Origin of the sequence: Pseudomonas fluorescens (assembly GCF_002837185.1) — a bacterium.
Lineage (GTDB): Bacteria > Pseudomonadota > Gammaproteobacteria > Pseudomonadales > Pseudomonadaceae > Aquipseudomonas > Aquipseudomonas fluorescens_AM.
In genome coordinates this window covers 191,288-213,468 of record NZ_KZ477988.1, presented here as the reverse complement: position 1 = coordinate 213,468, position 22,181 = coordinate 191,288, and the positions used below count along the sequence as shown (strand labels likewise).

General features: G+C 61.9%; 13 protein-coding genes and 1 pseudogene. 6 read left to right on the top strand and 8 right to left on the bottom strand.

Features of this window, described 5'->3' with window-relative positions; all coding sequences use genetic code 11:
- Window positions 1-2: 2 nt before the first annotated feature.
- The 5 genes and pseudogenes from selO to CIB54_RS27930 form a co-directional block, all read right to left on the bottom strand.
- The gene (selO, locus tag CIB54_RS05770) at window positions 3-1,466 is read right to left on the bottom strand and encodes a protein adenylyltransferase SelO (protein ID WP_101218997.1); all 1,464 of its coding nucleotides are present in this window, start codon (window positions 1,464-1,466) and stop codon (window positions 3-5) included.
- 48 nt (window positions 1,467-1,514) lie between these two features.
- Complete coding sequence (mscK, locus tag CIB54_RS05765; protein WP_101218995.1) at window positions 1,515-4,892, bottom strand: mechanosensitive channel MscK; 3,378 nt, start codon at window positions 4,890-4,892, stop codon at window positions 1,515-1,517.
- Window positions 4,893-4,941: 49 nt separating this feature from the next.
- Window positions 4,942-6,684, bottom strand: a complete 1,743-nt coding sequence (locus CIB54_RS05760; RefSeq protein ID WP_065950170.1) for a potassium/proton antiporter — start codon at window positions 6,682-6,684, stop codon at window positions 4,942-4,944.
- Window positions 6,685-7,005: 321 nt separating this feature from the next.
- Window positions 7,006-7,869 (bottom strand): methyl-accepting chemotaxis protein, encoded by an 864-nt coding sequence (locus tag CIB54_RS27935; RefSeq protein WP_370671698.1) that lies wholly within the window; start codon window positions 7,867-7,869, stop codon window positions 7,006-7,008.
- A pseudogene (locus tag CIB54_RS27930) lies at window positions 7,861-8,616 on the bottom strand (MCP four helix bundle domain-containing protein); the annotation flags it as partial. The pseudogene CIB54_RS27930 and the gene CIB54_RS27935, both read right to left, overlap by 9 nt.
- 291 nt (window positions 8,617-8,907) lie before the next feature.
- Between CIB54_RS27930 and CIB54_RS05750 the strand changes: the two are divergent.
- Both CIB54_RS05750 and CIB54_RS05745 read left to right on the top strand, forming a co-directional pair.
- Window positions 8,908-9,138 (top strand): hypothetical protein, encoded by a 231-nt coding sequence (locus CIB54_RS05750; protein ID WP_057724384.1) that lies wholly within the window; start codon window positions 8,908-8,910, stop codon window positions 9,136-9,138.
- The gene (locus CIB54_RS05745) at window positions 9,135-9,425 is read left to right on the top strand and encodes a cell division protein ZapA (RefSeq protein WP_057724383.1); all 291 of its coding nucleotides are present in this window, start codon (window positions 9,135-9,137) and stop codon (window positions 9,423-9,425) included. The genes CIB54_RS05750 and CIB54_RS05745 overlap by 4 nt, the downstream gene beginning before the upstream one ends.
- On the opposite strand, the gene CIB54_RS05740 is transcribed toward CIB54_RS05745, so the two are convergent.
- A complete protein-coding gene (locus CIB54_RS05740; RefSeq protein ID WP_065950172.1) occupies window positions 9,422-11,224 on the bottom strand; it encodes an acyl-CoA dehydrogenase in 1,803 nt (600 codons plus the stop codon). The genes CIB54_RS05745 and CIB54_RS05740 overlap by 4 nt on opposite strands.
- A 165-nt stretch (window positions 11,225-11,389) precedes the next feature.
- Window positions 11,390-15,343: a trifunctional transcriptional regulator/proline dehydrogenase/L-glutamate gamma-semialdehyde dehydrogenase gene (putA, locus tag CIB54_RS05735; RefSeq protein ID WP_065950173.1), complete on the bottom strand. Its 3,954-nt coding sequence runs from the start codon at window positions 15,341-15,343 to the stop codon at window positions 11,390-11,392.
- 461 nt (window positions 15,344-15,804) lie between these two features.
- Here putA and putP point away from each other — a divergent pair, with 461 nt between their 5' ends.
- The 4 genes from putP (at window position 15,805) to CIB54_RS05715 (ending at window position 21,150) form a co-directional block, all read left to right on the top strand.
- Window positions 15,805-17,289, top strand: a complete 1,485-nt coding sequence (gene putP, locus CIB54_RS05730) for a sodium/proline symporter PutP (protein WP_101218991.1) — start codon at window positions 15,805-15,807, stop codon at window positions 17,287-17,289.
- A 201-nt stretch (window positions 17,290-17,490) separates the two neighbouring features.
- Complete coding sequence (locus CIB54_RS05725; protein WP_101218989.1) at window positions 17,491-19,509, top strand: type VI secretion system Vgr family protein; 2,019 nt, start codon at window positions 17,491-17,493, stop codon at window positions 19,507-19,509.
- A complete protein-coding gene (locus CIB54_RS05720) occupies window positions 19,509-20,234 on the top strand; it encodes a DUF4123 domain-containing protein (RefSeq protein ID WP_101218988.1) in 726 nt (241 codons plus the stop codon). Before CIB54_RS05725 ends, CIB54_RS05720 begins: the two co-directional genes overlap by 1 nt.
- Before the next feature lie 79 nt (window positions 20,235-20,313).
- Window positions 20,314-21,150 carry a 23S rRNA (adenine(2030)-N(6))-methyltransferase RlmJ gene (locus tag CIB54_RS05715; RefSeq protein ID WP_065950177.1) on the top strand — a complete coding sequence of 279 codons (837 nt, stop codon included), beginning with the start codon at window positions 20,314-20,316 and terminating at the stop codon, window positions 21,148-21,150.
- A gap of 333 nt (window positions 21,151-21,483) precedes the next feature.
- Here CIB54_RS05715 and msrA read toward each other — a convergent pair whose 3' ends face one another.
- Window positions 21,484-22,131 (bottom strand): peptide-methionine (S)-S-oxide reductase MsrA, encoded by a 648-nt coding sequence (msrA, locus tag CIB54_RS05710; RefSeq protein WP_101218987.1) that lies wholly within the window; start codon window positions 22,129-22,131, stop codon window positions 21,484-21,486.
- Between the last annotated feature and the right edge of the window lie 50 nt (window positions 22,132-22,181).

The following is a 22,181-nucleotide window of genomic DNA, read 5'->3' as shown; positions in this document are numbered from 1 at the left end:
GGTCAAGACGAACAACTGATCTCCAGATGCTTGCCCCAATCCGGCGGCCGCTGCGCGTACTGCTCCATACCCGCTTGTTCCTCGAACGGCTTGGTCAGCACTTCATGCAGGCGCCGCACTTCGCTGTAGTCCCCGGACTCGGCGGCGGCGATAGCGTTCTGGGCGAGGTAGTTGCGCAGGATGTACAGCGGGTTCACGGCATGCATGCGTTCGCGGCGCTGTGCCTCGCTGTCGTCCCCGTCCCTTGCAACACGGGCCTTGTATCGCTCGGCCCAGGCATCGAAACCGGCCAGGTCGACAAAGTCGTCACGCAAGCGCGCCACGGCCAACGCCGCTGATTCATCGCCCAAACGCCGGAAGAACAGGGCGTAATCCACACCGCTGTTCTGCATCAGTTTGAGTAAGTGCTCCACCAGCTTCTGATCATCTTCTTCGGCGGTCGTCAGCCCCAACCGGCGGCGCATCAGGTCCAGGTAGTGCGCCTGGTACAGCGGCAGGTACAGGCCCAGGGCTTCTTTGAGTGCGTCGACGCTGATAAACGGCGTGAGCGCCTGGGCCAGTGCGCTGAGGTTCCACTGCCCGATCGGCACCTGATTACTGAAGGAGTAACGCCCTTCATGATCGGAATGGTTGCAGATGAAGTGCGCGTCGAAATCATCCAGAAACGCAAACGGCCCGAAGTCGAAAGTGATGCCCAGGATCGACATGTTGTCGGTGTTCATGACGCCGTGGCAGAAACCATACGCCTGCCATTTGGCGATCATCTCGGCGTTGCGCTCGACGATTTCGCGGAACATCGCGAGATACGGCTCAGGCTGTTCGCGGCACTCGGGGTAATGCAGGTTCAGTACGTGTTCGGCCAGCTCGGCCAACTGCTCGGGCTTCTGGGTGTAGTAGAAGTATTCGAAGTGCCCGAAGCGGATATGGCTGGGTGCCAGGCGCAACACCATGGCCCCGCGTTCCTGCTTTTCACGCCACACCGGCGTGCTGGAGCCGATCACGCACAAGGCGCGGCTGGTGGGGATGCCCAATGCATGGAGGGCTTCGGAGGCGAGGAATTCGCGGATCGAGGAGCGCAACACCGCGCGCCCGTCGCCCATGCGTGAATAAGGCGTCATGCCGGCGCCCTTGAGGTGCAGGTCCCAATGCTCGCCGGCCTGGTTATACACCTCGCCCAGCAGCAACCCTCGGCCATCGCCCAGTTGCGGGGTGTAGCCGCCGAACTGGTGCCCGGAATAGACCATCGCCCGCGGCTGCGCTTCGGCCCACAGTTTATGGCCGCCGAACAGTTCGGCAAACACGGGCGTTTCGGCCACGGCCGGGTCGAGGTCGAGCAGGGCCATGGCGGCGTCGCTCGCCACCACCAGGCGCGGCTCGTCGAGGGGCTCGGGCAGCACGTGGGTTGAGAACGCATCGCCCAGGCGTGCGAAGCGGTTGTCGAAGGTCAGTTCGTCGAGGGCTTTCACCGGGCATCTCCAGCAGGATGCCCCAGCATTTCGCTGGGGCTCAGTTCGTTAGTCGAGTTTGCTCGGCGGGGGTTCAGGCGCATCTTCGACCTTTGCGGCGGGCGGCTCGGGGGCATCCTGCTCGGGCGGGGTGATGGTCTTGCGCTCATCCTCGGCCGGCACCAGTTTGTATTCCTGGCCGTGGAGGTTTTTCAGGTAGATCTCCATCTGCCGGAACGAGATGTTGATGTGCTGCTTCTTGAACTCACGGTTGATAAAGCGGTTGACCTCGTCCAGCACCGGGTTGCGGTCGCCCAGGTCGCGCACATGCATGCGCAGCTCATGGTCCAGCGTGCTTTCGCCAAAGTTGAGGAAGTACACATGGGGTTCAGGTTCTTTCAGTACCCGCGGGTTTTCCCGTGCGGCCTTCAGTAACAATTCCTTCACCAGGTCCAGGTCGGAGCCGTAGTCCACGCCCAGCTTCAGGGTGACACGAGTGATGGTGTCGGTCAGTGACCAGTTGATCAGTTGGCCGGTAATGAAGGTCTTGTTCGGGACGATGATGTCTTTGTTGTCAAAGTCGGTGATGGTGGTGGCGCGGATGCGGATCTTGCTCACCGTGCCTGACAGATTGCCGATAGTAATGGTGTCGCCGATGCGCACCGGGCGCTCGAACAGGATCATGATGCCGGAGATGAAGTTGGCAAAGATCTCCTGCATGCCGAAGCCCAGGCCCACCGACAGCGCTGCGACCAGCCATTGCAGCTTGTCCCAGCTCACACCAAGTGTGGACAGCGTGGTGACAAACCCGACGCCGGCAATGATATAGGACAGCAAGGTGGTGGTAGCGTAGGCACTGCCTTGGGCCAGGTCCAGCTTGGAGAGCACCAGCACTTCCAGCAGGCCGGGCAGGTTCCGCGCCAGGGCGAAGGTGATGCCGATGATGATCGATGCACCGAGCAGGTCGCCGATGCTGATGGGCACCATGCTGATATTCGCACCCGTGCCGCTGGTGTATTCGTACAGCGTGACGTTATCCAGGTAGGAAAATACCGAGATCAGGTCCGACCATACCCAGTACAAGGCCGCAATAAAACCGCCGAGCAGGGCCAGGCGGATCAGGCGCAAGGATTGTTCGTTGACCTTTTCGATGTCCAGTGTCGGCTCTTCCACCACGGCCTCGCCTTCACCGGCATCCTTGGCGGCTTGGCGTTTGGCCAGCGCTCGTGCGTAGGCCAGGCGCCGGGCGGCGACGCTCAGCCAGCGTACAAAGGTGGCCTCGATCACCAGCCAGAACATCAGCAGGTACAGGGTGTTGATCAGCCGGTCGCTGAGTTTCAGCGCGGTGTAGTAGTAGCCAAAGCACACGGCAATGAATAACGCGATCGGCAGGGCGGTGAACACCAGCCCGATGGTCTTGCGAAACAGCGAGGCCTTTTCGTGGGTTGGGCTATTGAGCAGCAGGCGACTGAGCAGCCACGCCATCAGGCCGTAGCACGTAAGGACCACGGCGATGCCCAGCACGTCTTCGGCGAGTGCCGCCGGTTGGTGCTCGGCGATGGCCACCACGGCCACCAGGGCCAGTACCACCAGCCCGAGCTTGCGCACCCAGCCCTGGAGGAATTCGACCTGGGGCTTTTCCCAGCGAAAGTGCAGCTCGGCCACACCGCCGGGCGCGAGGATGCGGTAAGCGGTGTAGAACACCAGCCACGCCTGGGCGATCTGCAGCAGGGCCGAGCCCAGGTTGGCGTTTTGCCCACGGGCGTCGATCTGCAAGGCATAGCCGCACAGCGCCAGGCCCAGGGATACTGGCATTGCCAGCAGGATATTGATCAGGATCGCCTGCGGCGTGTGCCACTGGCTGTCGCGCTTGAAGTGACCGATGTCCAGGTGAACCTTGTTCAGGCGCTGATACAACGCCTTGCGCCGCCACAGCAGCGCGCCGATCAACAGCAGCAGCGGCAGGAACAGCAACGGGCGCTGGGTCAGGCCGTCATACAGCTCGCTGACGCTGGAGGCCCAGGGCAGGGTGGTGACTTGCTTGCTCAGGTGCGCCGGTACGGTTTCCAGCCACTCGGTGTCCAGCGGTTTGTTGCTCGGAATCCAGAACATCTGCTCATCGAGCGTGGCGCGCAGGGTGGTCGCGGTGCTGAGCAGTTGTTTCTGGTTCAGTTGCAGGGTGATGGATTCGTTGAGCAGCGCGCTCAATTCACGGCTCAGGCGCTCCAGCAGGTCGCTGCGGGTGATCGCCAGTTCCAGCAGGGTGCGGCGCAATTGCGGGGTGACGTCGTCCGGCGGCTGGTTGGCCAGCAGGTTATCCACATAGGCGCTGGGAGAGCTGATCAGCTCACGCTGTTGGTTGACCTCGAACTGGTACAGGCGAATGTTGGCGATGTCGTCGGCCAGGTCGCGGTCGACGGTCAAGCGCGGCAGCGCCTGTTTCTGTTTGTAGAGGATCTTGGACAGCAGCAGGCTGCCCTTGAGTACGTTGATCTGTTCGTCCAGCGCCGAATCGCTTTGGGTCACGGTGTCCAGTTGCTGCTTGGTCTGCAGGTTTTTCTGGGTCAGGTCGTTGAGGCGGTCGGTGCTTTTGAGCAGGTAGTCGGAGAGCTTCAGGTTGGCCGCGCTTTCCGTGGCCAGCAGGCTGCTGCCGCCGGCTTTCTGCGCTTCGATGGACTGTTGGGTCACCGTCTGCTGGGACTGGGCCAGGCGTTTCTGGTTGATCAGGGTTTGCAGGTCCTGGATTTCCTGCTCCAGGCGCGCGGTTTTTTCCTGGATCAGGTCGTGCTGGCTGTTGCCCAGGTCTTGCAGCTGGCTGTTGCCGGCCAGTTCCTGGCGGCGCAGGGGGATCAGCGCATTCAGGGCGGCGAGTTCGGCGTTGAGCTGGTTGCGCTGGTCGGCGTTGAGGGCTTTGCCGTTGTCTTTGCCGGTCTTGAGGATCGCATTGATTTGCTGGATGCGCGTCTGGCTGCTGCTGATCTCGGTCTGGGCGCGCTCGGGCCGGGTCTGGGCGGCGATGGTCAGGCTGTTGGCGTCGGCCAGCTCTTTTTGCAGGTCGCCTTGCTGGGTGCTGCGCTGCACCAGCAATTGCTCAAGCTGCGGCACGGGCAGGCTGGCGTAGCGTTGGGCCACCGGGACGATTTTGGTGGCCTTGAGCCGCGTCAGCTCGCGCTGGTTTTCGACGGTCTGGCGCGGCGCGTCCTCAAGCTGGCGTTTGAGATCGGCCAGGCGCTGCTCGTAATCCTGCTTGTTGGCCAGGTACGTCAGGGTTTGTTGCAGGATGCCCTGCAATGCCTTCATGTCGGCGTCGGGCAGCTTGCGGTCGGGCAGCTTGTCCAGGGTTTGCTGGATAGCGTCGGCGCTGGGCGGGTCGGCGGCGTGGACGGTGCCGACACAAAGGGTCAGGCCCAGCAGGGCAGTAGCGAGAAAAGTGCGCAGGGTTGGCATAGAGACCGGTCGAGCAAGGTGAAGAATCGGGGCGTTGTCGCCCCGCAGTTTAGAGGAAGAGCCCGGGGCCCGGGCGACTTCCTTCGGGGAATCTGACGCCGACTTTGCCAATCTTGTTCCCGTCCATGACCGCGACGGTCCAGATGGTGTTGTTCCACTCCACCTGGTCGCCCACCACTGGCGCGCCGCCGACTTTCTGGGTGATGAAGCGGCTCAACGGCATGTCCGGGTCGATACCCTCGAGCTTGAGCCCGTACAACGCCGACACCGCGCCCAGCTGGGCGTCGCCTTCAAGGACGAAGTCGCCGAAGAAGCGCAGATCGAGACCCCGTTGCGGTGCCTGGCTGAACAGTTTGCCCAGGGCCGGCAGGTTGTGTTCATGGCCGATGACGCAGAGCAAATCATCGACTTCCAATACCGTACTACCCGACGGATGGAGCAGTTGCTGGCCACGGAACAGCGCGGCAATCCGCGTGCCCTCAGGCATTTTCAGCTCACGCAGGGCAGCACCGATGCACCATTTTTCCGCACCCAGGCGGTAGACGAACAGCTCCCACTCACTGGTGACGTGCACTTCCAGGGCGGCGCGGGAAATCGGCGCCGGGTCCGGCGGTACGGTGACTTTGAGCAACTTGGCCACCCACGGCAGGCTGGTGCCCTGCACCAGCAGCGACACCAGCACGATAAAGAACGCCAGGTTGAAGTACAGCTGCGCGTGGGGCAGGCCGGCCATCAGCGGGAACACCGCGAGGATGATCGGCACCGCGCCGCGCAGGCCGACCCAGGCGATAAAGGCCTTTTCGCGACCGTGGAATGCCTTGAACGGCAGCAGGCCGACCATCACCGACAGCGGCCGCGCAAACAGGATCATCCACAGTGCCAGGCCCAGGGCGGGCAGGGCGATGGGCAGCAAGTCATGGGGCGTGACCAGCAGGCCCAGTACCAGGAACATGCCGATCTGCGCCAGCCAGGCCATGCCGTCGAGCATATGCAGGATGCCGTGGCGGCTGCGCACCGGACGGTTGCCGATCACCAGGCCGCACAGGTACACGGCGAGAAAACCGCTGCCGTGCAAGGCGTTGGTCAGGGCGAAGACAAACAGGCCGCCGGCGATCACCAGGATCGGGTACAGGCCGTTGGCCAGGTTGATGCGGTTGACCATTTGCAGCATCAGCCAGCCGCCGCCCAGGCCAACCAGGCCGCCGATGCCGAATTCGCGGATCAGGTGGGTCAGCAGGCTCCAATGCAGGCCGGTCTGGCCGCTGGCGAGCATGTCGATCAGGGTCACGGTGAGGAACACCGCCATGGGGTCGTTGCTGCCCGATTCGATTTCCAGGCTGGCGCTGACCCGTTCGTTCAGGCCCTTGCCGCCCAGCAGCGAGAACACTGCCGCAGCGTCCGTGGAGCCGACGATGGCGCCGATCAGCAAGCCCTGGATGATATTGAGGTCGAACAGCCAGGCCGCTGCCATGCCGGTGAGTCCGGTGGTGATCAGCACCCCCACAGTGGCCAGGGACAATGCTGGCCAGAGCGCCACACGGAAACTCGCCACCCGCGTGCGTAAACCGCCGTCGAGCAGGATCACGGCCAGGGCGAGGTTGCCCACCAGGTAGGCGGTCGGGTAATTATCGAAGATGATGCCGCCGCCATCGACGCCGGCGATCATGCCCACGGCCAGGATGATCACCAGGATCGGGATGCCCAGGCGCGACGACAGAGAACTCACCAGAATGCTCGCACTCACCAGCAACGCGCCGATCAAGAACAGGCTGTTGATGGTCGTCGCATTCAAAGGCAGTACTCCAGAGCAGGGAAGACAGGGCGCAAACTGACCATGCAGCCTGCGTGCCAGGGATTCTAACCTGTTGAATTGCTGCGCTGTCAAAAAGCTTTTGTGGGGGGAATCCCATAATGAAGGTTCCGACCCCATTCCAAATGTGGGAGGGGGCAGGCCCTGATGCCAGTGTAGGAGCGAGCTTGCTCGCGAACAACTCACAGGCACCGCGTTCATTCAGGAAGCACGCGTTTTCGTTGACGTTTTTCGCGAGCAAGCTCGCTCCTACAGACTGGCATTAGGGCAAGCCCCTCCCACATTTTAATCCCGTGCCGTCAGTCAGAGGCGGAAGCGGCCGACCATCCCGTTCAAATCCACGGCCAGGCGCGACAGCTCGTTGCTCGCCGCGCTGGTCTGGCTGGCGCCTGTGGCCGATTGCACCGACAGGTCACGGATATTGACCAGGTTGCGGTCGACTTCCCGTGCGACCTGCGCCTGTTCTTCCGCCGCGCTGGCGATCACCAGGTTGCGCTCGTTGATCTCGACAATTGCGGTGTTGATGGTGTCCAGCGACAGCCCCGCGCCCTTGGCGATGTTCAGTGTCGATTCGGCGCGCTCGGTGCTGTTGCGCATCGAATCCACCGCATGCTCGGTGCCGGCCTGGATGCTGCCGATCATGCGCTCGATCTCGCTGGTGGACTGCTGGGTACGATGGGCCAATGCGCGCACCTCATCCGCCACCACGGCAAAACCTCGCCCGGCCTCACCGGCCCGCGCCGCTTCGATGGCCGCGTTGAGGGCCAGCAGGTTGGTCTGGTCGGCCAGGCCACGGATCACGTCCAGTACCTTGCCGATATCGCGCGATTCATTGGCCAACTCACCAATCAAGGTCGCGGTGGCTTGTACGTCGCCGCTCATGCGTTCGATGGCGCTGACGGTTTCCTGCACCAGGTCACGCCCGTCGCCGGCGGAGGTGGTGGCGTTGCGCGAGGCTTCAGAGGTGCTCACGGCATTGCGTGCGACTTCCTCGACCGCGCTGGTCATTTCGTTGACGGCGGTGGCGGCTTGTTCGATTTCGTTGTTCTGCTGGGTCAGGCCGCGCGCGCTTTCGTCGGTGACGGCGTTGAGTTCTTCGGCGGCCGACGCCAGTTGCGTGGCCGAGCCGGCGATGCGTTGCAGGGTGTCGCGCAGTTTGTCCTGCATCTTGGCCATGGCGGCGAGCAGGCGGCCGGCTTCGTCGTTGCCATCGACCTTGATCGGGCGTGTGAGGTTGCCTTCGGCCACTTCTTCCGCCGCTTCCAGGGCCTGGGAGATCGGCACGGTGATGCTGCGGGTCAGCAGCCAGGCGAACAACAGGGTCAGCGCGGTGGCGATCACCAGCAGGCCCACAACCATGTTGAAGGCCAGGTTGTACTGGTCTTCGGCCTGCTGGTTGGTGTCCAGGGCCATGGCGTTATTGATTTCCAGCAGGCGGTTGAGTACCCCGTTGACCTGCTCGGAGTTGGTCAGCAGTTCGGTATTGAGCAGGCTGCGCAATTCGTCGACCTGATTGGCCCGTGACAGGCTCTTCATGCGCTCTTCGATCTGATGGTACTGAGCCAGCAACCGCACGTATTCATTGTAGGTCGAACGCTCTTCGCCGCTTTCGATCAGCTTTTCATACACGCCTTGGGCGGTGCGGATCTGCTGGTTGCGCAGGTCGAAGGCTTCCAGGGTCTTTTGCTGCACGTCCGGCTCGCGGTTGGTGAGCAAGCGGTACGACAACACACGCAGGCGCAATGTCAGTTGGGTGAACTCGTCGAGGGCGCGGATGCTGGGTACGCTGGCCAGGGTGATGTCTTCGGTGGCCGCTCGGATCTTGCTCATCTGGTTCAGCGCGAACACGCCGAGAAACAACATCAAGGCGCCAATAAACGCGAAGCCGAGGAAGGCCCTCGGCGCGATATTCATATTACGAAGAGACATGCTGGAATCCTGGGGGGAGCGCGATCCGTGCGGCCATGAGACGGGGTGTGCATCGTGTATCGGCCCTACGACTAAAGTCTTAAGGGGCTGTGCGTTTTTGTCGCATCTGACCAGGGGGTTTGAGCGATTCAGGAACCAGATCGGGTAATTGCAGTCACTAAGGCTCGAAAGTGCGGCCCGGGCCTTTGGAATCGGGCTGCGCGCCAGGGATAACCCTGGCATCCGAGGTGATTTTTCTTTATCGTCACCGCCCTTTTAAAAGCCCGAGAAATCAAAATGTTAGAAGCATCCCTCAGCCAACTGGAACAACTGGTCAGCGACCTCGTACAGCAGAATCAAGACCTGCTGGGCAGCAACGAATCCCTCAAGGCGGAGCTTGCCCGTGCCAGGGACGAAAACGACAGCCTGCAACTGAACCTGATGGAACAGGAAGAAAAACACGGCGCCACCGCCGCCCGTATCCAGGCACTGGTTGAGCGTGTAAGCGCAGGGCCTGTCAGCGCATGAACGAAGGGATAAAGGTCGTTTCGATTCTCGGAGAGGATTACTCGATCAAGGCGCCGGCCGGGGAAGACCAGACCCTGATGCACGCCGTGACCATGCTCAAGGCCTCCCTGGCCACCACCAAGAAAAAGTACCCGACCCTGATCGGCGACAAATTATTGGTACTGGCCGCGCTGAACCTGTGCGCCGAGCAGATCGAAATGCAGCAGGCTCATCAACAGGAACTCGACCGTTACCAAGAGCAAGTCAGCGCCACGGTCGAGGTGATTTCCAAGGCGATCCAGCCCTAGAACCACGCATCCTGCATGCCCAGGCACGTATCGTCGCGTGCCTCCAGAATCGCCAGTTCATGATGGCAGCCTGGTACTTCCCAGGTCAGGAAGTACCGGGCGGCCTGGAGCTTGCCTTTATAGAAGGCCACATCGGCCGCGTCGCCCCTGGCCAGCCCTGCTTCGGCGCGAATCGCCTGTTCCAGCCAGCGCCAGCCAATCACCGTGTGCCCGAACACCTTCAGGTACAGCGCCGAGTTCGCCAGGCTGCTGTTGACCTTGCCCTGGGCGAGATCGCCCAGCAGGCCGAGGGTGACGCGTTGCAGGCCATTGACCAGTTGCTCCAGCGGCTCCCTTAGCACGGTCAGCGATGGGTATTGCTGTGCCCGTGCGCCTGTCTCGGCGATCAGCCGAATCAATTGCTTGAGCCCGGCGCCACCGTTCTGCGCCAGTTTGCGCCCGAGCAAATCCAGGGACTGGATGCCATGGGTGCCTTCGTGTATCGGGTTCAGGCGGTTATCGCGGTAGTACTGCTCCACCGGGTATTCACGGGTATAGCCATGACCGCCAAGGATCTGGATCGCCAGTTCGTTGGCCTTGAGGCAGAACTCCGACGGCCAGGATTTGACGATGGGGGTGAGCAGGTCCAGCAGTTCGTGGGCCTGTTTGCGCTCGGCGTCGGTCGGCAGCGTGGTGGTGTCGTCGAACAGCCGTGCGGCGTACAGGCCCAGGTCGAAGGCGCCTTCGACATAGGCTTTTTGTGTCAGCAGCATGCGCTTGATATCGGCGTGCTGGATGATCGACACCGGCGCGGTGCCTGGGTCTTTGCTGTCCGGCAGGCGGCCTTGCGGACGTTCGCGGGCGTACTCCAGCGAGTAAAGGTAGCCCGCGTAACCGAGCATCACCGCACCCATGCCCACACCGATGCGGGCTTCGTTCATCATCTGGAACATGCAGCTCAGGCCCTGGTGCGGTTTGCCCACCAGGTAGCCGACACAGTTGCCGTTATCGCCGAAGTTAAGCGCTGTGGACGTAGTGCCGCGCCAGCCCATCTTGTGAAACAGCCCGGCCAGCAGCACGTCGTTGCGCTCGCCCAGGCTGCCGTCATCGTTGACCAGGAATTTGGGCACGATAAACAGCGAAATGCCCTTCACCCCGGCCGGTGCGTCAGGCAGCTTGGCCAGCACCATGTGTACGATATTTTCCGACAGCGGGTGGTCGCCGCCGGAGATAAAGATTTTATTGCCCTTGAGTCGATAGCTACCGTCGGCCGCAGGCTCTGCGCGTGTACGAATATCCGACAAAGACGACCCGGCATGCGGTTCGGTGAGGGCCATGGTGCCGAAGAAACGTCCGTCGATCATTGGTTGCAGGAAGCGTTGTTTCTGCTCCTCGGTACCGAAGCTTTCGATCAGGTTGGCAGCGCCCATGGTCAGGAACGGGTAGGACGTGGACGCGGCGTTGGCCGACTGGAAGTGCGCAAAGCAGGCCTGGGACAGCAACGTAGGCAGCTGCATGCCACCGGCGTCGAAACTGCGCGCGGCGTTGAGGAAGCCCGCCTCGAGAAACGCGTCCACGGCCGGCTTTACTTCCGGAATCAGGATCGCCTTGCCGTCTTCGTAACGCGGTTCGTTTTCGTCGTTCTTGCGGTTGTGGGGCGCGAAGTACTTTTCGGCGATGTTGCGCGCCGTGCTGATGGCGGCATCGAAGGTTTCACGATTGTGCTCGGCAAACCGCTCGCGCTGGGTCAGGCCCTCGGCATCGAGGACTTCGTACAGCTCGAAAGCCAGATTGCGGGAACTGAGCAGCGTCTCGGACATGGCGGATTACCTTTTAAAAGTATGCCGCAGTCTAGGAGTGCTAATAAAAATGGGGAAGGAAGATAGATGGGGGTGATGGGGCGGCACAAGTTGCGAGCCTCAAGCTGCAAGTAAGAGCAGGACGCTTTCACTTGCAGCTTGTAGCTTACAACTTGAAGCTGTTGTTTAACCGATAGTCATCAGGCTGGCATTACCGCCTGCCGCAGCGGTGTTGACGCTCAACGCCCGCTCGATCACCAGGCGCTCCAGCGCAATCGCCGTTTCGCCCTGCGACAGACCCTGCACGCCAACAATCGCACCGCCACGCTGCGCCACTTGCTGGCACACCGCGCGCAGTTGGTCGGAGTCACCGTGATGCAGGACCGCGTCGAACACCACGTCGTCCTTGGTCCAGTCGGCCACGCGCTTGATCTTCGCCTGAATGTCTTTCGGCAGGCGTGGGAACAAGGCCTTGGTCAGCTCGGTTTCCGGCCATACCGCCGAACCGCCTACCGCCAATACCGCGGCCAGTTGGGTCAGCAGGTCGCCTTCCACGTCAGCCAGGCACAGCACGTGTTCGCGCGGCAGGATCGCATAACTGTTGCGCTCGCCGGTCGGGCCGGCCAGTTGGCGGGTGATACCGCTTTGCGACTGTGCGGCAAATTGTGTGCACAGGCTGCTCAGTTCGCTGAACGTGTGACTGTCGGCCCAGGTTTTCAGGGCGGTCAGCGGTTGGCTCATGGCGTCGCGCAGGCGCAGGTCGGGTGCGGTCAAGGCGTCGCCACGTACGAAGGATTGCTCGATCGCATCGGTAGGACGGGTCGACAGCAGGCGGTACAGGTACAGCGGGCCACCGGCTTTCGGGCCGGTACCCGACAGGCCTTCGCCGCCGAACGGTTGCACGCCGACCACGGCGCCGACGATGTTGCGGTTGACGTAGACGTTGCCGGCGTTGACGTTGTCGATCACCTTGGCGATGGTCTCGTCGATGCGGGTGTGCACGCCCAGGGTCAGGCCATAGCCGGATGCATTGATCTGGCCGATGAGCTGGTCGATCTCTTTACGCTTGTAGCGCACCACGTGCAGCACCGGACCGAAGATCTCGCGTTGCAGCTCGTCGAAGCTTTCCAGCTCGATCAGGGTGGGCATCACGAAGGTGCCACGCTTGATCTCGTCGCCATCGGCAATCGCCACCTGGTAAACGTTGCGGCCTTTGTCGCGCATGGCCTGGATGTGTTTCTCGATGCCGGCCTTGGCTTCGGCGTCGATCACCGGGCCGATATCCACCGACAGGCGCTCCGGGTTGCCCAGGCGGCATTCGGCCATGGCACCCTTGAGCATTTCGATGACACGCTCTGACGAATCTTCCTGCAGGCACAAGACGCGCAGGGCCGAGCAACGTTGGCCGGCGCTGTCGAAGGCCGACGACACCACGTCGATGACCACTTGTTCGGTGAGCGCCGACGAGTCGACGATCATCGCGTTCTGGCCACCGGTTTCGGCGATCAGCGGAATCGGACGCCCCTGGGCATCCAGGCGCCCGGCGACACTGCGTTGCAGCAAGCGTGCAACCTCGGTGGAACCGGTGAACATTACGCCTTTGACGCGCTCATCACCGACCAGGCGCGCACCGACGCTTTCGCCCTGGCCCGGCAGCAATTGCAGCACGCCTTGCGGAATGCCGGCTTCGAGCAGGATGCGTACAGCCTGGGCGGCGACCAGCGGGGTTTGTTCGGCAGGCTTGGCCAGTACCGGGTTGCCGGCGGCCAAGGCAGCAGCGACCTGGCCGCTGAAGATTGCCAGCGGGAAGTTCCACGGGCTGATACACACCACCGGGCCCAATGGGCGGTGGGCGTCGTTGGTGAAATCGTTGCGTGCCTGCACCGCGTAGTAGCGCAGGAAGTCCACGGCTTCGCGCACTTCAGCGATGGCGTTGGCGAAGGTCTTGCCGGCTTCACGGGCCAGCAGGCCCATCAGTGGCTGGATCTCGCCTTCCATCAGGTCGGCGGCGCGTTCCAGAATCGCGGCGCGCTCGGCGGGCGGGGTGGCCTGCCAGATGGGCGCGGCGCTGATAGCGCACTGGATGGCATTGTCGACGTCTTCGACAGTGGCTTCCTGAACATGACCGACCACATCGCGCAGGTCGGACGGGTTCAGCACCGCCGCAGCCGGTTGTTCGCTGGAAGTGCAACCGAGCATCGGCGCGGCTTTCCAGTTGTTATGGGCGGTGGCCAGCAGGGCACAGGACAGCGATGCCAGGCGATGCTCGTTGGCCAGGTCGATACCGGCCGAGTTGGCGCGGTCGCGGCCATACAGGTCACGCGGCAGCGGGATGCGCGGGTGCGGCAGGCCGAAGCCGCCTTCCACGGTCGCCATCTGCTCGATGCTCGCCACTGGATCGGCCACCAGCTCCTGGATCGAGATGGATTGGTCGGCGATGCGGTTGACGAACGAGGTGTTCGCGCCGTTTTCCAGCAGGCGACGCACCAGGTACGCCAGCAGTGTTTCGTGAGTGCCGACCGGAGCGTACACGCGGCACGGACGGTTCAGCTTGCCTTCGGAAACCTTGCCTACAACCTGTTCGTACAGCGGTTCACCCATGCCGTGCAGGCATTGGAACTCGTATTGGCCGGGGTAGTAGTTCTGACCGGCAATATGATAGATGGCCGCCAGGGTGTGGGCGTTGTGCGTGGCGAACTGCGGATAGATGACTTCCGGCACCGACAGCAGTTTGCGTGCGCAGGCAATGTAGGAAACGTCGGTGTACACCTTGCGGGTGTACACCGGGTAGCCTTCAAGGCCTTCGACCTGGGCGCGCTTGATTTCGCTGTCCCAGTACGCGCCTTTTACCAGGCGGATCATCAGGCGGTGGCGGCTGCGGCGGGCCAGGTCGATCACATAGTCGATCACGTACGGGCAACGCTTCTGGTAGGCCTGGATCACGAACCCGATACCGTTCCAGCCGGTCAGTTGCGGCTCGAAGCACAGGCGCTCGAGCAGGTCCAGGGACAACTCGAGGCGGTCGGCCTCTTCGGCGTCGATGTTCAGGCCGATGTCGTACTGCTTGGCCAGCAAGGTCAGCGACAGCAGGCGCGGGTACAACTCGTCCATCACGCGCTCGTACTGCGCGCGGCTGTAACGCGGGTGCAGTGCCGACAGCTTGATGGAGATGCCCGGGCCTTCATAAATCCCACGGCCGTGGGAGGCTTTGCCGATGGAATGAATGGCTTGTTCGTACGAGGCCAGGTACTTCTGCGCATCGTGCTCGGTGAGCGCGGCTTCACCGAGCATGTCGTAGGAATAGCGAAAGCCCTTGGCTTCGAACTTGCTCGCGTTGGCCAGGGCTTCGGCGATGGTTTCGCCGGTGACGAACTGCTCGCCCATCAGGCGCATGGCCATGTCGACGCCCTTGCGGATCATCGGTTCGCCGCTTTTGCCGATGATGCGGCTCAGGGACGAGGTCAAACCGGCTTCGTTATGGGTGGCGACCAGTTTGCCGGTCAACAGCAGGCCCCAGGTGGCGGCATTGACGAACAGCGACGGGCTGTTACCCAGGTGCGGGTGCCAGTTGCCGGTGCTGATCTTGTCGCGGATCAGCGCATCGCGGGTGCCTTTGTCCGGGATGCGCAGCAGCGCTTCGGCCAGGCACATCAGCGCCACGCCTTCCTGGGACGACAGGGAAAACTCCTGCAGCAGACCCTGAACGATACCGGCACGGCCGCCAGCGCTCTTCTGGTTGCGCAGCTTCTCGGCAATCGTGGCGGCCAGCTTGTTGGTGGCTTCGGCCATGTCGGCCGGCAGGCGAGCCTGCTCGATCAGCATCGGCACCACCTCCGGCTCGGGGCGACGGTAAGCGGCGGTGATCGAGGCACGCAATACCGACTGCGGCAGGATGCTCTCGGCGAACTCGAGGAAGCACTGGTGCGCGTGGTCGGCCTGAACCTCGCCCGCATCGTCGGCGTCCTTGCTGCTCAAGCCATTGAGCTCGTTCAGGGTTGCACCACCCTCGAGTTTCTCCAGGTAATTGAAAATTGCCTGTTTGATCAGCCAGTGCGGCGTGCGATCAATGGAGGACGCGGCGGCCTTGAGGCGTTCGCGGGTCGGGTCGTCGAGTTTGACCCCAAGGGTGGTCGTAGCCATATTCTTATCCTCATGGGTGCCACTACCGAGTGGCATCTGCTGGCGGCAAGATTAGCTTTGCCCATGGCGAGGTGCAACCGGGTGCAACCCTTTTTGTTCATGAAATTTACGACGCTTGATCGGAAAAAAACCGGCCTTCAACCGAATCGGCTGCTTGTCGGTGCATTTGCTTCTGAGATTGAGTGTTCTTGCTCCGAAAAGGAGCAAAAACGCGGTGTTTGTCCTGAAATGCGCCCAGGTGCAACTTATTCGCAAGAAACTGGTTGCACCTTATTTACATTGTTGAATAGCATTCGCGCACCAAGGTGCAACCACCTCTACGGTTTGGTTCATCGGCTGGCGGCTTTCCTGGGGAAACGCCAGTCATAAATGCGCGGCATTCAGCATCGTTTATTGGGTTACTACCGGTAGCGGTCTGACAGACCGTCGCTACATAAAAACAAAGCCAGGGCGTCACTTCTATGAGCGTTAGCAATCCAACCCTGATCACGTTCGTGATCTATATCGCAGCAATGGTGCTGATCGGCTTGATGGCCTATCGCTCCACCAACAACCTTTCCGATTACATCCTTGGCGGTCGCAGCCTCGGTAGCGTGGTGACAGCCTTGTCCGCCGGTGCTTCCGATATGAGCGGCTGGTTGTTGATGGGCCTGCCGGGCGCGATCTATATGTCGGGCTTGTCGGAAAGCTGGATCGCCATCGGCCTGATCGTCGGTGCCTACCTCAACTGGCTGTTCGTGGCCGGTCGCCTGCGGGTGCAGACCGAACACAACGGCGACGCCCTGACCCTGCCGGATTACTTCTCCAGCCGCTTCGAAGATAAAAGCGGCCTGCTGCGGATCATTTCCGCCGTGGTGATCCTGGTGTTCTTCACCATTTACTGCGCCTCCGGCATCGTGGCCGGTGCGCGCCTGTTCGAAAGCACCTTCGGCATGTCCTACGAAACAGCGCTGTGGGCCGGTGCCGCGGCGACCATCGCCTACACCTTTATCGGCGGTTTCCTGGCGGTCAGCTGGACCGATACCGTACAAGCCACGCTGATGATCTTCGCGTTGATCCTGACGCCGATCATTGTGCTGCTGGCCACCGGCGGCGTGGACACCACCTTCCTGGCCATCGAAGCCAAGGACCCGACCAACTTCGATATGCTGAAAAACACCACCTTCATCGGCATCATCTCGCTGATGGGCTGGGGCCTGGGTTACTTCGGCCAGCCGCACATCCTTGCGCGGTTCATGGCGGCGGATTCGGTGAAGTCGATTGCCAACGCGCGACGCATCTCCATGACCTGGATGATCCTGTGCCTGGGTGGCACCGTGGCGGTGGGCTTCTTCGGCATCGCTTACTTCTCGGCGCATCCTGAGGTGGCCGGTCCCGTGACCGAAAACCCCGAGCGCGTGTTTATCGAACTGGCCAAGATCCTGTTCAATCCATGGGTTGCCGGTGTCTTGCTGTCGGCCATCCTTGCGGCCGTGATGAGCACCCTGAGCTGTCAGTTACTGGTGTGCTCCAGCGCCCTGACCGAAGATTTCTACAAGGCATTCCTGCGCAAGGGCGCTTCCCAGCTTGAGCTGGTATGGGTCGGTCGGATCATGGTGCTGGTGGTGGCCTTGATCGCCATCGCCATGGCCGCCAACCCGGAAAACCGCGTACTGGGCCTGGTCAGCTACGCCTGGGCCGGTTTCGGCGCCGCCTTCGGTCCTGTGGTGCTGATCTCGGTCATCTGGAAAAACATGACCCGCAACGGCGCATTGGCCGGCATCCTGGTGGGCGCGATCACCGTGATTGTGTGGAAACACTTCGAGTTGCTGGGCCTGTACGAAATCATCCCAGGCTTCATCTTCGCCAGCCTGGCGATCTACTTCGTGAGCAAGATGGGTGCACCGACGGCCGGTATGGTCGAGCGCTTTGATGCGGCGGAAAACGATTACAACCTCAACAAGTAACAACGCTGGGCGTTGAGCGCCCGGTCATGGAAAAGAAGGCCTGCGTCCGATGGATGCGGGCCTTTTTTTATGCCTGAACGATCAGGCCTTGAGGATTCCGGCATCGCCGATGTAGGACCTTACTTATTTTCCTGAGCAGTGCCCGACTCGGTAAACGGCTGTTGCAGAATCGCTCACTCACCCTTCGCAGAGAAACACCGGATGTTCGCTCCTGCCAATCAAAGTGCCTTTAATCTGACCCTGGATGGGGAGCCTTGTGATCTCAAGGTTCATGGATTCATGGGCGATGAATTTATCAGCCTGCCCTTTCGCTTTGACCTTGAGTTGGTCAGCGAACAACCCGACCTTGACCTCGACAGCCTTCTGCACCGTCAGGCATTCCTGGGATTCGACGCTCAGGGGCACGGTATTCATGGCCAGGTTTACCGCGTCGCACAAGGCGATTCGGGCAAGCGCCTGACCCGTTACCAGATCACCCTGGTACCGCAGTTGGCGTATCTGGAACACAGCACTCACCAGCGGATATTTCAGCAAAAAACCATCCCGCAGATCATTGCGCGGGTGCTGGAGGCTCAGGATATTCAGGCGGATACCTTCGTGTTTCGCCTGAGCGGTCAATACCCCGAGCGCGAGTACTGTGTTCAGTTCGACGAAACCGATTTGCAGTTCATCCAGCGCTTGTGCGTTGAGTCGGGCATTCACTATCACTTTCAGCACAGTCCCGAGCGTCACGTGCTGGTGTTTGGCGATGACCAGAGTGTGTTCAGCCAGCCGGACCAGGACACGTCCTACCTGGCGGGTTCCGGGATGGTGGCCGGGGCCCCGGCGATCAAGCGCTTCACCCTGCGGCTCGAAACCCGCTCCGCCGGAGTGAACCTGCGGGCCTACGACTTCAAAAAGCCCAGCCTGGTATTGGAAAGCACGGCATCCAGCGGGCAACGCCCGACCCTCGACGAACAGCGCTACCCGGGTGACTTTACGGACCGAGCGCGCGGCAAGTACCTGGCGCAACGTGTGTTGGAGCGTCACCGCAGCGACTTTCGCCAGGCCAGCGGTATCAGCGACCAGCCGGCGCTGGTCACCGGGCAGTTTCTGAAGATGGCCGACCACCCGCGTCAGGAATGGAATGATTTGTGGCTGGTTACCCAGTTGCACCATACCGGGCAGCAGCCGCAAGTATTGGAGGAGTCTGCGCCTGAGACTTATGGGGATGACGTGCGCGCAGGCTACAGCAACGAATTTGTAGTCACGCCTTGGGATGTGCCGTTCCGAACACCTTTGATCATGCCCCGGCCCCACCTGTCGGGCTACCAGAATGCGGTGGTCACCGGGCCGGCCGGCAGTGAGGTGCATTGCGACGAATACGGTCGGGTCAAAGTGCAGATGGCCTGGGACCGCGACGGGGAACACAACGAACATTCCAGTTGTTGGCTGCGCGTGGCGAGCGGCTGGGCCCATGACGGTTATGGGGCGGTGCTGACCCCGCGAGTCGGCATGGAAGTGCTGGTGGGCTTCGTCGATGGCGACGTGGACATGCCGCTGGTGATGGGCTGCCTGCCCAACGCGGCGAATCGTTTGCCCCTCGACCTGCCGGCGGAAAAGACCCGCAGTCTCTTTCGCAGCCAGAGCAGCCCCGGTGGCGGTGGCTACAACGAACTGCGCATCGAGGACCGCCAGGGCGCCGAGGAGATCTACCTGCGCGCCCAGCGCGACTGGACACAGCACGTGTTGCATGACCAGCAGGTGCAAGTCGATAACCAGCGCCGGGTCACGGTGGGCGGCGAGTCGCACCATGAATTGCAGGGCGAAGAGCAACGCATCACCCACGGCAATCGCCTGACTGAACTCAAGCAGGATGACCACCTGATGGTCGGCGGTTCGCAGCACATGCGCGCCGCTCGCACGCTTGAACTGGGGGCAGGGCAGAGCATTGTCATCGATGCAGGGGCCAGCGTTACGATTCAGGCGGGAGGGCAGTCGATCACGCTGTCGGCGGGCGGCATTTTCAGCAGTGTGCCGATCCAGCCGGGCGGGGCGCCGGCAGCTACGACGGCGCCGTTGACGCCTGGCTTGAAGGAGGCGGTGCAGGCTGTTTCCCCGCTCCCTCTGAGCCCTGTACAAGTGGCCAACCTGAAGCGCAGCGCGCCGTTTTGCGAAGAATGCGAGCGTTGCCGGGCCGGGCAGTGCGATATCACCGGGCATGCACGGAGTGTTTCCTGATGCGCACACCCATGGACCCCCGCAGTTGGCTGGCACAGCGTCCCCTGCTTGCCGATGAGCGAATCTATGCCGTACTCGGCAATGCCAGCGACGCCAAGCCGCTCGCCGCCTGGCAAGCCACGGCGGCGGCGCCGCTGCCCCAAGCGATCTGGGCAGGCACGGCCTACGCGCACTGGGAGGAGGTGATGCCTTATGTGGGCATCGTCGAGCCGGGCAGCGCGTTTCTCGAGTGGGTAGCCGCCGCAAAAGCCACGGATTGGGGGTGGCTGGCGGTATCCTCCAGTCCATTGGAAAGCGTGGTCGCCCACCTGCAAGGCTTGAGCAAGGTAGTCATGCCCAATGACCAGGCGGTGTTTTTCCGCTTCTGGGACGGCGCCCGGTTTCAGCCGATGTGGCAGCACTTGGGTGACCAGGCAGGGGAGATCATGCCGGTGTTTGGGCGTTACCTGATCAATGGCCAGCCGCTGACGGTGGCAACCGGCCCGGTCACGCCAGCTCAAGCGTGCCCGTGGTGGCGAGTGCCTGCGTCGTTGCTCAGGCACCTGGAGGAACAGGCGCCGGGCGTGCTGATCGACAACCTGCTGCAATGGCTGCAAGAGCAGCGTCCTGATCTGTATGCGGCCTTCACGCCGGCCACCTTGCAGCACAAACTCGGCTGGTTCGTGCGCAGGCCGGGGGCCAGCCATACTGCGCTGGTTGATTACCTCGCTTCGCAGCTGAGTTAGACAAAGACGCCACCCGCCATGCGGCCCTGCACCTTTGTGCCGGTAGAAGGTAAACTTCGCCCCCTGCGCAGGAGCAACCATGAATTATCGTCACGCCTTTCACGCCGGCAACCACGCCGATGTCTTCAAACACCTGACCTTGACCCGCCTCATCGCCCTGATGTCGCGCAAGGAGCAGCCGTTCGCCTACCTCGATACCCATGCCGGCATTGGTCTGTATGACCTGCAGGGTGACCAGGCCAACCGCACCGGTGAATACCTGGAAGGCATCGCCCGCCTGTGGGGCGCAAACGACCTGCCGCCGCTCACCGCCGATTACATGCGCGTGCTGCACGAAATGAACCCGGATGGCCAGTTGCGCTACTACCCGGGCTCGCCGGAGCTGGCACGGCGCCTGACGCGTCCCCAGGACCGTGTGCTGCTCAACGAAAAACACCCGGAAGATGGCGTGCTGCTCAAGGACAACATGAAGGGCGATCGCCGGGTCAAGGTGCACCTGGGCGAAGGCTGGCATGTACCGCGTGCCCTGTTGCCAGTGCCGGAAAAACGCGCGCTGATGCTGATCGATCCACCGTTCGAAAAGCTCGATGAAATGCAGCGCTGCGCGGCGTCCCTCAAGGAAGCCGTCAGCCGCATGCGCCAGACCGTCGCGGCGATCTGGTACCCGGTGAAGGACCAGCGCATGCTGCGCCGCTTTTACCAGGACCTGGCCGGCACCGGCGCGCCGAAACTGTTGCGCGTGGAATTGCTGGTGCACCCGCTGGACACCCCCAACACCCTGACCGGCTCGGGCCTGGCGATTGCCAACCCGCCGTGGGGCCTGGAAGAGGAATTGCGTGAGCTGCTGCCGTGGCTGTCCAGACAGCTTGGCCAGACCCAGGGTGGGTGGCAGATGGATTGGCTTATCGCGGAGTAACCGGCTTTCAAGCAAACACAAAACCAAGTGTGGGAGGGGGCTTGCCCCCGATGGCTGGGTGTCAGTCATTACATCTGTAACTGACACTCCGCTATCGGGGGCAAGCCCCCTCCCACATTTTTGATCTGTGTTGTGCTTTAGATCGGCGAGGTCAGGCCAGTGCGACCGATCCATGGATTGGCTTATCGCGGAGTAACCGGCTCTGAAGCCAAGCACGGACCCAATGTGGGAGGGGGCTTGCCCCCGATTGCTGGGTGTCAGTCATTACATCTGTAACTGACACTCCGCTATCGGGGGGCAAGCCCCCTCCCACATTTTGATCGGCGTTGTTTTTTAGATCGGGCAGGTCACGCCTGTGCCGCCGATGCCGCAATAGCCTTGAGGATTCTTCGCCAGGTACTGCTGGTGATACGCCTCGGCGAAGTACACCGTCGGCGCTTCGTCGATTTCGGTGGTGATCTCACCCAGGCCGGCATTGGTCAGCTCTTGCTGATACGCCTGGGCACTGGCCTTGGCGGCCGCCAGTTGCTCCGGCGTGGTGGCATAAATCACCGAACGGTACTGGCTGCCGATGTCGTTGCCCTGGCGCATGCCCTGGGTCGGGTTGTGCAGTTCCCAGAACATCTTCAGCAGGTCTTCGTATTTCACTTTGGCCTGGTCGTACACCACCAGCACCACTTCGCTGTGGCCGGTCAGGCCTGAGCAGACTTCTTCGTAGGTCGGGTTCGGCGTGAAGCCGCCGGCGTAGCCGACCACGGTGCTGACCACCCCATCGCGCTCCCAGAATTTACGCTCAGCGCCCCAGAAACAACCGAGGCCGAAGATCGCGAAACCCACGTCGTCGGTAAAGGGGCCCAGCAACGGGTTGCCGTTGACGAAGTGAGTTTCCGGCAATGCCATCGGGGTTTCGCGGCCAGGCAACGCTTGTTCTTGAGTAGGCAGCACGTTTTTGTTCACCAGAATTTCCGAGCGCAAGACCATGATCAGTCCTCTCGTCAGGTTGAGTTACAGTAAATTTTCAGACAGCCAGT

What these genes read in the sequence shown, in the direction of transcription:
- mscK (WP_101218995.1), bottom strand. Translation starts at nt 4,892, where the DNA reads ATGCCAACCCTGCGCACTTTTCTCGCTACTGCCCTGCTGGGCCTGACC.
- CIB54_RS27935 (WP_370671698.1), bottom strand. Translation starts at nt 7,869, where the DNA reads ATGCAGGACAAACTGCGCGACACCCTGCAACGCATCGCCGGCTCGGCC.
- CIB54_RS05750 (WP_057724384.1), top strand. Translation starts at nt 8,908, where the DNA reads ATGTTAGAAGCATCCCTCAGCCAACTGGAACAACTGGTCAGCGACCTC.
- CIB54_RS05745 (WP_057724383.1), top strand. Translation starts at nt 9,135, where the DNA reads ATGAACGAAGGGATAAAGGTCGTTTCGATTCTCGGAGAGGATTACTCG.
- CIB54_RS05740 (WP_065950172.1), bottom strand. Translation starts at nt 11,224, where the DNA reads ATGTCCGAGACGCTGCTCAGTTCCCGCAATCTGGCTTTCGAGCTGTAC.
- putA (WP_065950173.1), bottom strand. Translation starts at nt 15,343, where the DNA reads ATGGCTACGACCACCCTTGGGGTCAAACTCGACGACCCGACCCGCGAA.
- putP (WP_101218991.1), top strand. Translation starts at nt 15,805, where the DNA reads ATGAGCGTTAGCAATCCAACCCTGATCACGTTCGTGATCTATATCGCA.
- CIB54_RS05725 (WP_101218989.1), top strand. Translation starts at nt 17,491, where the DNA reads ATGTTCGCTCCTGCCAATCAAAGTGCCTTTAATCTGACCCTGGATGGG.
- CIB54_RS05720 (WP_101218988.1), top strand. Translation starts at nt 19,509, where the DNA reads ATGCGCACACCCATGGACCCCCGCAGTTGGCTGGCACAGCGTCCCCTG.
- CIB54_RS05715 (WP_065950177.1), top strand. Translation starts at nt 20,314, where the DNA reads ATGAATTATCGTCACGCCTTTCACGCCGGCAACCACGCCGATGTCTTC.
- msrA (WP_101218987.1), bottom strand. Translation starts at nt 22,131, where the DNA reads ATGGTCTTGCGCTCGGAAATTCTGGTGAACAAAAACGTGCTGCCTACT.